Here is a 14894-nt window from a genome sequence, read left to right as displayed (position 1 = left end):
GACACTATCCCTGCTGCTGCGCGGTGACCCGCTCGATGAACTCGGCCGACTCGGCGAAGATGCGCGGGGCGTCGTTGTCGAGCGTCGCGACGTGGTAGCTGTCCTCCAGCACCCGCTCCTCGAAGTCCTTGGACGACAGGCCGGCGTTGAGCGCCCGCGAGCTCGAGATGTCGACGACGTGGTCCTCCGCGGAGCGGAAGAACAGCACCGGGACGGTGATCTTCGGCAGGTCCTTACGGAGCTCGGCGTAGCCCGCGAACATCGAGGCCGCTGCCTTGAGCGGGGTGGTCGGGTAACCGTGCTCGTCGGCGCCCGGCTTCTTGATGTCGTTGGCGATGCCGGGGAAGCCCGGCACCACGAGCTTGAGCACCGGCAGCAGCTTCACGTCCTTGCGGAGCGTGTCGACCGCCGCGTTCACGATGCAGATGCCGGCGAGCCCGTCCCCGTGGTCGGCCGCCAGCCGCAGGCACAGCGCTCCACCCATGGACAGTCCCACGGCCACGACCGCGTCGTTCTCGGCGGCGAGCTTCTCGTACGCCCCCTCGACCGTCGCGACCCAGTCGGCCCACGTGACCTTGTTGAGGTCCTGCCAGCGGGTGCCGTGGCCGGGCAGCAGCGGCATCTCGACGGCGTACCCGCGCGCGGCGAGGTCCTCGGCCCACGGGCGCATCGACACCGGGTTGCCGGTGAACCCGTGCTGCACGAGCACGCCGATCCGGCGACCGCCGGTGAGCTCGGGTCGGGCCGGTGCCGACATCGGCGCGACGAGGGCGGGGTCGAGGGGGGCCGCCGGGCCACCGAGGAAGGGGATCTTCACGCGCACAGTGTGCACCACGTGGCGGGTACCGTTGCGCCCGTGAGCACGCCAGGCGACGAGAGCCGCACCGAGCTGGCCTGGCGCGAGATCGTGGAGCACTACGGCGACCGCCCGGTCCTCGACGACGACACCCGGCCGGTCGCGTCGCCGGTCGCGCCAGCGGTCGGCCGCGACGCGGCCGAGGACGACGAGCACGACGACGGGGATGACGAGGTCGAGGCCGTCGCGGCCGTCGACCGGTTCGAGCCGCCTGCCCCGCCACCGTTCCCCACTCCCCGCACCTGGCAGCGCGGCGTGGCCTGGGCTGGCATCTTCCTGGCTCCCGCGCTGGCACTGGTCATCGGGCTGCTCTCGATCTACGTCGCTCCGCTCGTCGGATGGGCACTGGTCGCATGGTTCGTCGGCGGTTTCGGCTACCTGGTGTTCGTCATGCCCCGCGCACCGCGCGATCCGTGGGACGACGGCTCCCGGATCTGAAACTGACCGTGTGGTCAGGAAAGACGCCCCTCGCGGCTGCCACGGCACCCGTGACGACGTAGGGTCCCAGCCGTGGGCGCCAGCGAGACCGTCGAGGTCACCGGACACCTGATGGACAGCGGCATCCTGTCGCGCATCCTCGACGACATCCGTGACTACGGCGGCGACTACTCGATCGACACCTTCGACGTCGGCCACGAGGCGCACGACCCCAGCAGCGCGAGGATCACCGTGCGCGCCGACGACGACCCGTCGCTCCAGCGCCTGCTGATGCGCCTGCAGACGCGCGGGGTCAACCAGCTCGACCCGGGCGAGGCCATGACCGCCCCGGCCGACCTGGCCGGTGTGCTGCCCGACGGCTTCTACTCCACGACCAACCTCGAGACCCGCGTCCGCGTCGACGGCAGCTGGTACGACGTCGAGAACCCGGAGATGGACTGCGGGCTGGTCCTCCTCGAGGCGGCCGACGGGGGCCGCCGGGTCCGGACGGTCCCGATGTCCGACGTCGAGGCCGGAATGCGGATCGTGGTCGGGGCGTCGGGCATCCAGGTGTCGGTCCCGAGCCCGGAGTCGGTGGGCGACGCGTTCGCACCGGCCCCCGGCGAAGGTGCGTACGAGAAGCCGCAGGCGGTCCTGGTGCGCCAGGTCGCCGACGGCATGCGCCAGGCCCGGGACGCTGGCAAGCGGCTGCTGTGGGTCGCCGGCCCGGGAGTCGTCCACGCCGGCGCGGTGCCGGCCTTCGTCGCGCTCGTCCGGGCCGGCTTCGTCGACTCGCTCTTCGCCGGCAACGCCCTCGCGACGCACGACATCGAGTTCTCGCTCTACGGCACCAGCCTCGGCCTCGACCTGGGCCTCGCGCAGGGCGTCGAGCACGGGCACGAGCACCACGTCCGGGCGCTCAACACGATCCGCAGGTCGGGGTCGATCGCGAAGGCCGTCGAGGACGGGGTGGTGACCAGCGGGATCATGCACGCGCTGGTGACCGAGAAGAAGCGCTTCGTCCTGGTGGGCTCGGTGCGCGACGACGGGCCGCTCCCGGACGTCTACACCGACGTGATCGAGGGACAGCGTGCGATGCGCGCGGAGGTCGCCGACGTCGGCTACTGCCTGATGATGGCGACGCAGCTGCACTCGGTCGCCACCGGCAACATCCTGCCCGCGACGGTGCCCCTCGTGTGCGTCGACATCAACCCGAGCACCGTGACGAAGGTCGCGGACCGCGGGTCCAACCAGGGCCGCGGCATCGTCACCGACGTCGGGCTCTTCCTCGAGCAGCTCGCGCTCGAGCTGGTGCCCGACTACCAGCGCTCCTGACCGCTGATCAGCAGCGCCGCGCCGATCATGCCCGCGCGCGGTCCCAGGGTGGCGGCCACGAGGTCCGGGACCCGTCGGTGCGCGGCACCCACGAGCGTACGACGCAGCGCTGCCCGCGCCGGGTCCAGCAGCTTGTCGCCGGCCGCCGACACCCCTCCTCCGACGACCACCACCTCGGGGTCGAGCGCCGCGACGAGGTTGGCCGTGCCGATGCCGAGCCAGTCGCCGACGGAGGCGAACGCCTGGCGTGCCACGAGGTCGCCCTCCTCCGCTGCGGACGTGACCATCGGCCCGGTCACGCGCTCGGGTCGTCCACCGCTCGACTCGGCCAGCACCGAGGGCTGCTCGGCCATCAGCGCGCGGGCGTTGCGCACCAAGGCGTTGCCCGACGAGTACTGCTCCCAGCAGCCGGTCTTGCCGCACTCGCAGGGCTGCCCACCCGGCACGACCTGCATGTGCCCGAACTCGCCGGCCATCCCGTTGGCGCCGCGCAGCACCCGGCCGTCGAGCAGCACTGCCCCGCCGATGCCGGTGCCCATCGTGATCATGAGGGCGGAGCGGGCGCCACGAGCGGCCCCGTGGTGCCCCTCGGCCCGGGCCGCGCAGTTGGCGTCGTTGTCGAGCAGCACCGGGCAGCCAAGCCGGTCCTGCAGCAGCTCGCGCAGCGGCTCGCCCTGCCACGGCAGGTGGGGCGCGAACATCACCCGGTCACCGGCGGGGTCGACGAAGCCCGCCGCTGCCACGCCCACTCCGGCCAGCGGCTGACCGCCGGCGGCCTCGAGGACCGCCTCGACAAGCGCGTCCTCGGCCTGCCGGGTCACGCCGCGCCGGCCGGGTGTCGTGCGCAGCGCGGTGGACGAGACCACACCGGCCTCGTCGACGACACCTGCCAGCACCTTGGTGCCACCGATGTCGACCCCGACGACGACCCCTCGGCTCATGCCCACATCCTTGCCCATCGTCCTTGTATGGACCGGTTGGACCAGCCGTCTAGTCATTCCGGGTCATCTTTGTCGGCGGTCGGACAAGACTGCCGCCAAACCGGCGACAGCCACGGTCGGCGGCTCGTACCTTGGCAGGCGAACCGTTTCGGGGACAAGGGGAGCATCGTGAGTTGGCGCATCAGCACGGACACGCGTGACGAGCGTGGCGCGTCCGCAGTGGAGTTCGCCCTCGTGGTGATTCCCCTCCTGATGGTGGTCGCGGGCATCGTGAACTTCGGGGTCGCCTTCGCCAACCAGCTGTCGCTCGACAACGCGGTCCGCCAGGCCGCCAGGGCCAGCGTCGTGGATGTCACCCCCGCCCCCGACGTCGGTGCGATCGTGACCAGCGAGTTCAACCCGATCTCGACGAGTACCGCTCCACTCGTAGACACACCCGGAATCGACTCGTGCGACGGCAGCGCCTTCGGCGCGAGCCTCACGGTGACTGCCGAGACGACGACCGACTTCATCTTCCCCTGGCCGCTGCCCGAGTCGGTCCTGGACGACGAGATCACCTTGACCAGCGAGGCGAGGTTCCAGTGCGAGTTCTCATGAGCAGACGTGACGAGTCAGGGGCGGCTGCAGTCCTGTCCGCCCTTCTGGCGCTGGTCCTGATCGGGCTGTCCGGGTTCACCATTGACCTTGGGCAGGCCTACGTGAGCAACCGCAACCTGCAGAAGGCCGCCGATGCCGGCGCCCTCGCGGGTGCTCAGGCGCTGACCAGGTTTCGCGGCACCTGCGCTTCTGTGCGTGACAACCCCGTGGCCAACGCGGCGGCCCTTACTGCTGCCCGTACCTATGGTGAAGCCAACTACGACGAGACCAACCCCGGCACCTACGACTCGACGCAGCTGGAGTTCGACATCGACTGTGACCGTACTCCGGGCGTGTTGATCGTCCAGTACGGCCTCTCAGGCGACACAGCCACGTCTACGTCGCGGCTGATCGGTGCCGACGACAGCATCACGACAACCAGCCGGGCCGAGGCGACGGTCGACGTGGCTACGCGAGCGAATGAGGGCGTGCGACCGCTCGCGATCTGTTCGACCCTCCTCGACCCGGCGTATGCCGACAGGAACGGGGACTTCATCCGGGTGTCCTTCCCTGGCAGCGGTCGGGTCCCTCCGTCGGCGTGCCCGGTCAGCCTGTCTGGCAACTGGTGGCTGATCGACTGTCCGGGCGAGCGCACCGGCGCAGCGAGTGGGCTGGTCGACCAGATCATTGACGGTTGCCCGGACTCGGTCTCGGTCGTGCCCGGGCAGGACGACGCGACCACTCCCGGATCGCTGACGGTCGTTCTGACCGACGCGTGCCCCTCGGCGCCGGTCAACTCCGAGGAGTGCATGAGCGGAAACCCCGGCAACATCTCACAGGGTCAGACTCCCGGCGCGTGGACCACCCTCATGAACAGCGGGGACGCCGCTCTGTTCCCGGTGTTCTGCGCTCCCCCGCGGTGCAGCGCCGTCACGGCCTCAGGAAATGGCACGAACTCGGTCTTCCCAGTGCAGAGCCTGATGGGCGCGTATGTCTGCGGCTACCACTTCGCGAACGGCAGCCGCGACCGCGCGGACTCCACCCATGCCAATTGCTCGGGAAACCCCTACTCCACTGTTGGTGACAGCTCCCGCAACAACTACTTCGTGTTCAAGCTGACGACCGTCCGGTCTTCAGGGTCCAACAGTGTCTCGGACTGCGCCCTCGGCGACGTCGACTGCGACGGCGGTCTGCGCCGCACGCGCCTGACCCAGTGACCTGAGGGCCGGGCACCCGTCAGTACGGGTCGCCCGGCTCCGGCCAGTCGTCCTCGACGGGGATGTGCTCGACGCCGTCGAGGTCGCTCGGGTGCGGTGCCTGCGTGCTCATCAGCGCGGCCGCTGCCTGGGCAAGCGATGAGATGGCGGATGCGAGTTGGGTGGTCACCTCGGGGCTGAGCTGCCGGACCGCGTGGACGGTGCGGCACAGCGGGCAGACGGTGCACTCGGCGGCGCCGGTCGCGAGGTGCTCGTCGACGCCGTGCACGGCCGATGCGGCCCGGTCCGCCAGACCCGACAGGCCGTCGCCCGCCTCGGCGGCGTGCTCGCGGGCCCAGCCCGAGAGCGCGCCGAGCAGCTTCGCGGCCTCCTCGGCAAGAGGTCCGACCTCGTGGGCCTCGCTCACGGGGACTCCTCGTCCATCGATGTGTCGGCGAACCTGACCTGCAGCTCCCCCTGGTGCACCCGCGCCCCCACGACGCGGCGGCGTGCCACACCGGAGGGAAGCGTCAGGAGGCGACGATACGACCCCACGCCGACGACGAGCTCGTCGCCCTTGCGCGCGAGTCGTACGTCGTCGCGGTCCGCCAGCGGCAGCGGCATCGCCAGCACCAGTCCACCCTCCGTCGGCCGCACCTCCAACGGCACCCGTTCGGCTCCGTGGGCGAGCGGGTCCGTGTCGGCGTACACCGTGCGCGCCAGGTCGAGGAGCTCCTCACGCCCCACCGGCTCGGACGGCCGGTAGAGCGACGTGCGCAGGTCGAGCCCGGCGAACGAGTCCGCGGCGTCGCCGAGCACCTGCCGCTGCGCCTCGACCCAGGTGGCCCGCCACTCGTCGGCGCCGCCCTCGGGGAAGACGCGGTTCACGACCGCGCTGTCGACCGAGTAGCCGAAGAGCGTCAGGAACGTGTAGGCCCGACGGGCCTCCGCGAGCACGACCGCCTCGGGCGTCAGCACCAGCCGCACCGAAGTGTCCGGCCCGGTGAGCACGGTGCGTACGTCGTCGAGGTCGGCGTGCAACCGCTCGATCGCGTCGAAGACGGAGTCCTCCGGCATCGGCACGCCCGCGGCGCGGGAGAGGACGGGCTTGAGGGCCTTCACCACCCGCCGTTCGACGGGCAGCACGCGGGTCATGTACCACCCCAAGGCCTCGGGCAGCGCAAGCAGCCGCAGGGTCTCCGCCGTCGGCGCGCAGTCCACGACGAGCACGTCCCACTCCCCCGACCGCGCCTGTGCCCGCACCTCGAGGAGCGCCAGCACCTCCTCCGCACCGGGGATCACAGTGAGCTCCTCGGCGGCCACCGGGTCGATGCCGGCGACGTCGAGGACGCTCAGCAGGTAGCCCTGGATCTCGCCCCAGGACCGTTCGAAGCGCTCCTGGGCGTCGACGTGCTGCACCCAGAGGTTCGACGCGACCTCCGTCGGCTCGCCGGTGGCGGTGACCGCCAGGGCGTCGGCGAGCGAATGGGCTGCGTCGGTGGAGAGCACCAGTGTGCGATGCCCCGCGGCGGCGGCGGCGCAGGCCGTGGCGGCGGCGAGCGTCGACTTGCCGACGCCGCCCTTGCCGGTGAACAGGAGGATCCGCATCCCGGACCCGGGTGTCAGAGTGACTCGACGCGCTTCTTGAGGCCCTTCAGCGCAGTGTCGATGAGGATCTTCTCGCCCTTGCGCTTGAGCATGCCGATCAGCGGGATGCTCACGTCGAGGGCGAGGCGGTAGGTCACCTCGGTCGTGCCGTCGCCGCCATCAACGAGGGTGTACGCGCCGTCCAGCATCCTCAGCATGTTGCCCTCGACCAGGGTCCAGGTGACCTCGCGGTCGCCGTCCCAGTCATAGGCCAGCGTGTACTCGTCCTTGATCGGTGAGACGTCGAGCGCGAAGTACACCTGCTCGGCGCGGCCGGCGGTCCCCGGCGCGGTGACCTGCGCCTCCTTCACGCCCTTCGCCCACGCGGAATAGGACTCGAAGTCGGCGATGACGGCCATGACGTCGGCCGGCGGGGCGTCGATCGTGATCGACGAGGAGGTCTGTTCGGCCATGGCCGGAGCCTAGCCGAGCGGGACCGGGACCCTGCCTCGCCCCGGCCAGCGATAGCCTGCGCACGCAGTCGTCTTCATCAGCAGGAGGTCCCCCGTGCGCGAGTACGCCGCACCGCTCTCGACCACGATCCCCACCACGGGCAACCTCACCGACGACGTCGTCGCCAATGCGCGCGACGCGGCCGAAGCAGCCGTCTTCAGCCGTCGCACCGGCGACGGCTGGATCGACGTGACCGCCGCCCGGTTCCACGACGAGGTGCGATCGGTGGCCAAGGGCCTGGTCGCTGCCGGGGTCGAGGCGGGAGACCGCGTCGCCCTGCTGTCCAAGACCCGCTACGAGTGGACGCTGTTCGACTACGCGATCTGGTTCGCCGGCGCCGTCTCGGTGCCGATCTACGAGACCTCGTCGGCGGAGCAGATCGGCTGGATCCTGCAGGACTCGGGCGCGAAGGCGGTCGTCGCGGAGGGGGCCGACCACCTGGCCCGAGTGCGAGAGGCGCGCCGCTCGGGCGACCTCGCCGAGCTCCAGCACGTGTGGTCGATCGAGGACAACGCCGTCGACGTGCTCGGACGCCTCGGCTCGGACATCTCCGACGACCTCCTCGAGGAGCGGCGTACGACCGCGACCCCGCTCGACCTCGCCACGCTGATCTACACCAGCGGGACGACCGGCAGGCCCAAGGGCTGCATGCTGACGCACGGCAACTTCATGTTCGAGCTCGGCGTCGCTGTCGACGAGCTCGGCGAGCTGTTCGACACTGAGGACGCCTCGACCCTGCTCTTCCTGCCGCTCGCGCACGTCTTCGCCCGGATCATCCAGGTCGGCAGTGTCAAGAGTCGCGCGCGGATGGGCCACAGCGCCGACATCAAGAACCTCGTGGCCGACCTCGGCGAGTTCCGGCCCACCTTCATTCTCGCCGTGCCCCGCGTCTTTGAGAAGGTCTTCAACACCGCCTCGCAACGCGCCACCGCCGACGGCCGCGGCAAGGTCTTCGACCGCGCCGCCGATGTCGCCATCGCCTGGTCCCGTGCGCAGGATGCCAAGAGGGTGCCGGTGCGGCTGCGCGCCCAGCACGCGCTCTTCGACCGGCTCGTCTACGGCAAGCTGCGCCAAGCGCTCGGCGGCAGCTGTGCGTACGCCATCTCCGGCGGCGCCCCGCTCGGCGAACGGCTCGGCCACTTCTACCGCGGCATCGGCCTCACGGTGCTCGAGGGCTACGGCCTGACCGAGACCACGGCGGCCCTGTCCGTCAACCTCCCTGACGCGACGCGGATCGGCACAGTCGGCCGCCCCCTGCCGGGCACTGCCGTCCGCGTGGCCGACGACGGAGAGCTTCTCTTCCGCGGCGGCCAGGTCTTCGCCGGCTACTGGAGCAACGAGGCGGCGACCAGCGAGGCGATCGACCGGGACGGCTGGTTCCACACCGGCGACGTCGGCGAGGTCGACGACGAGGGCTTCGTGCGCATCACCGGTCGCAAGAAGGAAATCCTCGTGACCGCCGGCGGGAAAAACGTCGCTCCGGCCGTGCTCGAGGACCGGCTGCGGGCGCACGCCCTGGTCGATCAGTGCCTGGTCGTCGGCGACGGCCAGCCCTTCATCGGCGCGCTGGTCACCATCGACCGGGAGGCCTATCCCGCATGGGCCCAGGAGCACGGCAAGCCCTCCGACGTCGCCGACGCTGTCGACGATCCAGACCTCGTCGCCGCGGTGCAGGAGGGCGTCGACGAGGCGAATAAGGCCGTCTCCAAGGCGGAGGCGATCCGGAAGTTCACGATCCTTCCCGGCGAGTGGACCGAGGAGGGTGGCCAGCTCACCCCGAGCCTCAAGCTGAAGCGATCCGTGGTCGTGCGCGAGGCGCGCAGCGAGATCGAGTCGCTCTACCTCGGCTGAGACACCCGGCGCATGGTCTGTTGCGCCGAGCCCGCGGGCTAGTCGGTGACTAGGTCCGTCTAGTCACATCGGGCTAGTCCCGCACCGCTTTCGGGTGGTTTGCGCGGTTTAGCCCACACCCCGTTTCGCGAGTCCCTAGATTCGATTCGCTGGGAGGGCACCGGGGCTCGATTTCACGCAAGTCCCTGGAACCGCCTACGCGACCCCATCCCTCAGTGGGACCACATGACCGCGAAGGACTGCACCATGGCTCGCCGATCTGTTCTCCTCCTCGTCGCCGCCCTCATCGCCCTGGCCGGGACGGCCATGATCGTGCTCTACGTCCAGGGCATCGACGCCCGTGCGACCAAGGACCAGGAGCTGGTCGAGGTGCTGGTCGCGACCGAGACCATCGACCTCGGCGAGTCCGTCGTCGAGGCGCAGGACGCCGGCAAGATCGAGAAGGCCGAGGTCCGCAGGGCCGACCTCGTCGACGGCAGCCTGTCGTCGACCACCTCGATCGCCGACGACGTCGCGATCGGCACCATCTACCCGGGCGAGCAGCTCCTTGCCAAGAAGTTCGGCACCCTGGGCGACACCCAGAGCCTGGTGATCCCGGACGACAAGATGGCCGTTTCGGTCGAGCTCACCGACTTCGAGCGGGTGGCCGGCTTCGTCAACCCCGGAAACGAGGTCGCGATCTTCGCCACCCCTCAGGACCTTGCTCAGCTCCTCCCGGACGGCAAGGACCGAAAGCTCGGCGACTACACGCGCATCGTGCTGACGCGGGTGCCGGTTCTCGGCGTGGGGACGACGAGCATCACCTCGCGGACGACGCGCACGGAGGAAGGCGAGCAGGTGGCCGAGGAGGTAGCACGCACCATCCTGACGCTAGCTGTCACCCAGGACGAGGCCGAGCTGCTCATCCAGGCGGACCGCAACTCTGACATCACCTTTGCGTTGCTCACCGACGAATCGAAGGTGACCGATGGACCGGGCGTCAGGCCTGGCGACGTCTTCCCGGAGTTGTTCCGAGGCGTCCAGCCGTGACCGCCGTCCTCGAGCCTGACGCCGCCCAACGCGGCATCCTGCAAGCGATGCTGCACGGATCGACAGCCTTCGGCGACCTCGAGGGGCTCGACGAGCACATTCGCTCGACCCCCAATGAATTCGCCGTGGTGATCGGGCCGTCCGTCCCGAGCGAGGCGGCGGCCGAGCTTGCCCAGTGGGCCCGTGTGCACCGTCCCGACCTGGGCGTGATCCTGCTCCGCCACGACGTCGACAGCGCGGCGTTGTCCTTGGCGCTGCGCAGCGGCATGCGCGAGGTCGTCGCAGCCCGCGACCTGGCCAGCATCACCACGGCGGTGCAGCGCGCCCGCAGCGTCGCCAACGCCATCGGACAGACCATCATGGACGAGGCGCAGGCCGCCGCGGAGTTCGCACGAGCACAAGCCGCAGCGGAAATCGCACAGGCAGCCGCGGTTGCACAGGCGGAGGCAGAGGCCCCTCGCGGCAAGGTCCTGACGGTCTTCTCGACGAAGGGAGGAGTCGGCAAGAGCCTGGTGGCGACCAACCTCGGCGTCAGCCTGGCAACGTCGGGTCACACCGTGTGCCTCGTCGACCTCGACGTCAACAGCGGCGACGTGGCGATCATGCTGCAGTTGAGCCCACAACGCACGATCAACGACCTGGTCGGCTTCAACGGCGTCATAGACGCCGAGGGGATCTCCTCGATCCTCACCCGCCACTCCGACAACCTCTCGGTCGTCGCGGCGCCGGTGCGGATCGACTCCCCCGACCAGGCCTCCCAGGACGATGTCGCCAGGCTCATCGACGCGCTGCGCCGGATGGTCGACTTCGTGGTCGTCGACACATCGGGAATGTTCGACGACCTTGCGCTGTGCGCGTTGGACCGCTCCGACTGCATCGTTCTGGTCGGCACCCTCGACATTCCATCGCTCAAGGCGCTCAAACTCGCCACGAGCACGCTGGAAGTCCTCAACTTCCCCAAGTCGACGTGGCGCTTCGTGCTCAATCGCGCCGACGGCAAGGTGGGCCTCACGGTCGACGAGTACGAGAAGACGCTCGGCCTCAAGGCCGACTCGTCCCTCGTCTCCAGCCGAGAGGTCCTCGCTGCGGTCAACCGGGGCGAAGCCCTGGTGACCGCCTACCCCAACCACCCCAACTCCAAGGCCCTCGTCTCGTTCGCCAAGAGCGTGGCCGGCAGCATCGGCGGGCCGGCGAACTCCACCGAGAGCACCCCATCCAGCCGGAAGTCCAGCGGCTCCCGGCTCCGCCTGAGGAGGGCATGACGTGAGCCTCACCGATCGACTCGCAGCGGCACGTGGCCGTACGACCGAACCTGATCAGGGTGCCCCCGCGCCGACCGGGTCGACGACCCCTGCGGTGCAGCGCAGCGTCGCGAACGTCGAGGACAAGAAGCGCTCCAGCACCAAGGCCGACCCCTTCCAGGACCTCAAGCGCACGGTCCACCAGCGACTGGTCGAGGCCCTCGGCCCGAAGCTGTACGACGCCCACATGACGCAGTCCGAGCTCGAGCAGCAGGTCCGGCTCGCGCTCCAGACGGCCATCGCCGACACCGACACCCCGATGTCGTCGGCCGACCGCACGCGCATCTCCCAGGAGATCGCGGACGACATCCTCGGTTACGGCCCGATCGAGCCCCTGCTGCGCGACCCGAACCTCTCCGAGGTCATGGTCAACGCCTTCGACTCCATCTACGTCGAGAAGAGCGGCAAGCTGGTGAAGACAGGCACCTCGTTCACCGACGAGGCGCACCTACGCCGCACGATCGACAAGATCGTCAGCAAGATCGGCCGACGAGTCGACGAGACGAGCCCGATGGTGGACGCCCGCCTGCCCGACGGCAGCCGTGTCAACGCGATCATCCCGCCGCTGGCGCTCGACGGCTCCAAGCTGACCATCCGAAAGTTCTCCGAGGACCCTTACACGGTCGACGACCTGATCAACTTCGGGACCCTGACCCAAGCCTCGGCCGGGCTGCTGGAAGGGTGTGTCCGAGGGCGCCTCAACATCCTGGTCTCCGGCGGTACGGGTTCCGGCAAGACCACCACGCTCAACGTGCTCTCGGCCTTCATCCCCGACGATGAGCGCATCGTCACCATCGAGGACGCCGCCGAGTTGAGGCTCGGCCAGGACCACGTGCTCCGACTCGAGTCCCGCCCCCCGAACATCGAGGGCAAGGGCGCCGTCACCATCCGCGACCTGGTCAAGAACTCCCTGCGCATGCGGCCCGACCGCGTGGTCGTCGGCGAGATCCGCGACGCGGCGGCGCTCGACATGCTCCAGGCCATGAACACCGGCCACGACGGGTCGATCTCGACCCTCCATGCGAACACCCCGCGCGACGCCTTGGCCCGCCTCGAGACGATGGTGCTCATGGCAGGCATGGACCTGCCGGTGCGCGCCATCCGCGAGCAGGTCGCCAGCGCGGTCGACCTGATCATCCAGCAGACGCGACTCAAGGACGGCACCCGACGCATCACTGCCATCACCGAGATCGTCGGGATGGAGGGTGACATCATCACCACCCAGGACGTCTTCATGTTCGACTACGCCGCAGGGGTCGGTGAGGACGGCAAGTTCAAGGGCGGTCTCAAGTCGATGGGCCTGCGTCCCCGCTTCCTCGAGCACCTCGCGGACCACGGCGTCCACGTCGACCCCGCCATCTTCGCCACCGGAGGAACTCTCCGATGAGCTCCCGACGGACACCACGAGCCGCCCGGGTGGCCGCGGCGCTCGTCGCCGGCGGGCTGCTGGGTATGGGCGTCGCGACCCCCAGCCACGCCGAGGACGAGGTCAACATCGACCACCTCGAATCAGTGGACGGAGTCGTCTCCCTCGTCCTCGCGGTCGACGGCATCCCCGGCGGGACGACAGTCGATCCGGGCACGATCCAGGTCGAGGTCGACGGACGGGCGGTCGACTCCACCGCAAAGGTGATCTCCGCCGGTGATGTCGAGCGCACCACCGTGCTGGTGCTCGACGCGAGCAACAGCATGCTGCAGGGCGGCAAGTTCACCGCGGCCAAGGAGGCCGTCGACACCTTCCTCGAGACCGCACCCGAGGACGTCCGCATCGGCCTGGTGGCCTTCGCAGGCGACATCGGCGAGGTCGTCGAGCCCACCACTGACCACGAGTCGGTCCGGTCCGCCCTCGACGGCATCGAGCTCCGCAAGGGGACAGCGGTCTACGACGGCATCGGCGAGGGCCTCGACCTCGTCGGCGCCGAGGGGTCCCGCTCCCTCCTCGTCCTCTCCGACGGCGGGGACACCAACAGCGCGACCACCCTCGACGTCGTCACCACCGATGCCACGGACGAGGGCGTGGTCGTGGACGTCGTGTCGCTCGCGAACCCCAAGAACGCCGAGACGATGGCCGACCTCGCGGACACCACGGGTGGCCAGGTGATCCCGGCTGAGCAGGACGCGCTCGACGCGGTCTTCTCCGCCCGGGCCGACGCGCTCGCGCAGCAGCTCCTCGTCACCTTCGACCGCCCCGAGGACGCGGCCACCGAGGTCAACCTCGGCGTGACCGTGGACGCTGGAGGCACATCGTTCACCGACTCGGCCTTCGTGTCGATCGGTGCCGGGGAGTCGCGTCCGGACATCGTTGAGTCGGGCAAGTCGCTGGTCGGCACCCCGGGCATGCTCGCCGGTGCCCTGGCGCTGGCCCTCGGCCTCGCGGGGCTTCTCGCCGTCGTCATCGGCGGGCCCAACAAGTCGTCCGCCGACCGCCGACTCGGGGCGTACTTCGGTGATGGGCCGTCCGGCAACGATCGAGGACGAGGAAAGGGCAGTGGCAGTACCGACCTCAAGGGCTCGGCGGTCGCGCTCACCGACAAAGTGGTTTCAGCGGACCTCGAGACGAGAGTCTCTCAGCGCCTGGCCGGGGCCGGGTCCGCGCTCACCGCGGCTGAGTGGCTGCTGTTGCACGCTGGCATCGCCATCGGCGCTGCACTCCTGGGATTCGTCATGAACGGCCCGGTGTTCGCTGTCTTCGGACTCATCCTCGGCGTCATCGGCCCATGGGTCTACCTCAAGTTCCGGCACTCGCGCCGACTCAGCAAGTTCAACGGACAGCTGGCCGAGACGCTCGGCCTGATGGCTGGAGGCCTCCAGGCGGGACTCTCGCTCCCCCAGGCCGTCGACAGCGTGGTCCGCGAAGGGAGCGAGCCGATGTCCGGTGAGCTCAAACGAGCACTCATCGAACAACGACTCGGTGTGGACATCACCGACGCCCTCGAGGGCGTCGGCCGCCGGATGGACAGCGAAGACTTCGACTGGATCGTCATGGCCATCCGGATCCAGCGCGAGGTCGGTGGCAACCTGGCCGAGATCCTCCACACGGTCTCCGACACGCTCCGTGAGCGGGAGTATCTTCGCCGGCAGGTCAAGGCACTCAGCGCCGAGGGTCGGCTGTCCGGGTACATCCTGGTCGGTCTGCCACCGGGGATCGGAATCTACATGACGCTCGTCAACCCCGACTACATCCGAGTCCTCTACACAACTGTTCCTGGGTTCATCCTCCTGGGCGCTGCGGCAGTGCTGCTGTGCATCGGGTCGTTCGCCATGTCCAGGCTCGCAACCGTGAAGGTGTGAC

General features: G+C 69.6%; 14 protein-coding genes. 9 read left to right on the top strand and 5 right to left on the bottom strand.

Features of this window, described 5'->3' with window-relative positions; genetic code table 11:
- Positions 1-4: 4 nt before the first annotated feature.
- Entirely contained in the window at positions 5-817 is an 813-nt protein-coding gene (locus EUA06_RS02080; RefSeq protein WP_242497915.1) for an alpha/beta hydrolase, read from the bottom strand.
- Between the two features lie 39 nt (positions 818-856).
- On the opposite strand from EUA06_RS02080, the gene EUA06_RS02075 reads away from it, so the two are divergent.
- Both EUA06_RS02075 and EUA06_RS02070 read left to right on the top strand, forming a co-directional pair.
- On the top strand, positions 857-1294 hold the full coding sequence (locus tag EUA06_RS02075; protein WP_129473334.1) for a hypothetical protein: 438 nt from the start codon (positions 857-859) through the stop codon (positions 1292-1294).
- Positions 1295-1366: 72 nt separating this feature from the next.
- Entirely contained in the window at positions 1367-2608 is a 1242-nt protein-coding gene (locus EUA06_RS02070; RefSeq protein ID WP_129473333.1) for an ornithine cyclodeaminase, nickel-pincer nucleotide-dependent, read from the top strand.
- On the opposite strand, the gene EUA06_RS02065 is transcribed toward EUA06_RS02070, so the two are convergent.
- Complete coding sequence (locus EUA06_RS02065; protein WP_242497914.1) at positions 2593-3549, bottom strand: ROK family protein; 957 nt, start codon at positions 3547-3549, stop codon at positions 2593-2595. The genes EUA06_RS02070 and EUA06_RS02065 overlap by 16 nt on opposite strands.
- Before the next feature lie 168 nt (positions 3550-3717).
- Between EUA06_RS02065 and EUA06_RS02060 the strand changes: the two genes are divergently transcribed.
- Entirely contained in the window at positions 3718-4146 is a 429-nt protein-coding gene (locus EUA06_RS02060) for a TadE/TadG family type IV pilus assembly protein (protein WP_165354221.1), read from the top strand.
- Positions 4143-5342, top strand: coding sequence for a pilus assembly protein TadG-related protein (locus tag EUA06_RS02055; protein WP_129473330.1), 1200 nt, complete (start codon positions 4143-4145; stop codon positions 5340-5342). The genes EUA06_RS02060 and EUA06_RS02055 overlap by 4 nt, the downstream gene beginning before the upstream one ends.
- A 19-nt stretch (positions 5343-5361) precedes the next feature.
- On the opposite strand, the gene EUA06_RS02050 is transcribed toward EUA06_RS02055, so the two are convergent.
- Genes EUA06_RS02050 through EUA06_RS02040 form a run of 3 tightly spaced genes read right to left on the bottom strand, consistent with a single transcriptional unit; the run spans position 5362 to position 7381 of the window.
- Positions 5362-5748: a hypothetical protein gene (locus tag EUA06_RS02050; protein WP_129473329.1), complete on the bottom strand. Its 387-nt coding sequence runs from the start codon at positions 5746-5748 to the stop codon at positions 5362-5364.
- Complete coding sequence (locus tag EUA06_RS02045) at positions 5745-6929, bottom strand: ArsA family ATPase (RefSeq protein WP_129473328.1); 1185 nt, start codon at positions 6927-6929, stop codon at positions 5745-5747. The genes EUA06_RS02050 and EUA06_RS02045 overlap by 4 nt, the downstream gene beginning before the upstream one ends.
- Positions 6930-6943: 14 nt before the next feature.
- Positions 6944-7381 carry an SRPBCC family protein gene (locus tag EUA06_RS02040; protein WP_129473327.1) on the bottom strand — a complete coding sequence of 146 codons (438 nt, stop codon included), beginning with the start codon at positions 7379-7381 and terminating at the stop codon, positions 6944-6946.
- Positions 7382-7475: 94 nt separating this feature from the next.
- Here EUA06_RS02040 and EUA06_RS02035 point away from each other — a divergent pair, with 94 nt between their 5' ends.
- From EUA06_RS02035 to EUA06_RS02015, 5 genes are all read left to right on the top strand, one after another.
- Entirely contained in the window at positions 7476-9272 is a 1797-nt protein-coding gene (locus tag EUA06_RS02035) for an AMP-dependent synthetase/ligase (protein ID WP_129473326.1), read from the top strand.
- A gap of 246 nt (positions 9273-9518) precedes the next feature.
- On the top strand, positions 9519-10301 hold the full coding sequence (gene cpaB, locus EUA06_RS02030; RefSeq protein WP_165354220.1) for a Flp pilus assembly protein CpaB: 783 nt from the start codon (positions 9519-9521) through the stop codon (positions 10299-10301).
- Positions 10298-11563: a CpaE/TadZ family protein gene (locus tag EUA06_RS02025; RefSeq protein WP_129473324.1), complete on the top strand. Its 1266-nt coding sequence runs from the start codon at positions 10298-10300 to the stop codon at positions 11561-11563. Before cpaB ends, EUA06_RS02025 begins: the two co-directional genes overlap by 4 nt.
- Before the next feature lies 1 nt (position 11564).
- Positions 11565-12989: a TadA family conjugal transfer-associated ATPase gene (locus EUA06_RS02020; protein WP_129473323.1), complete on the top strand. Its 1425-nt coding sequence runs from the start codon at positions 11565-11567 to the stop codon at positions 12987-12989.
- Entirely contained in the window at positions 12986-14893 is a 1908-nt protein-coding gene (locus EUA06_RS02015) for a type II secretion system F family protein (RefSeq protein ID WP_129473322.1), read from the top strand. The genes EUA06_RS02020 and EUA06_RS02015 overlap by 4 nt, the downstream gene beginning before the upstream one ends.
- The last annotated feature ends 1 nt before the right edge of the window (position 14894 follow it).

It is taken from the genome of Nocardioides glacieisoli, from assembly GCF_004137245.1.
GTDB lineage: Bacteria > Actinomycetota > Actinomycetes > Propionibacteriales > Nocardioidaceae > Nocardioides > Nocardioides glacieisoli.
Note: the sequence above shows the minus strand (reverse complement) of the source record. Positions and strands in the feature narration are given on the sequence as shown.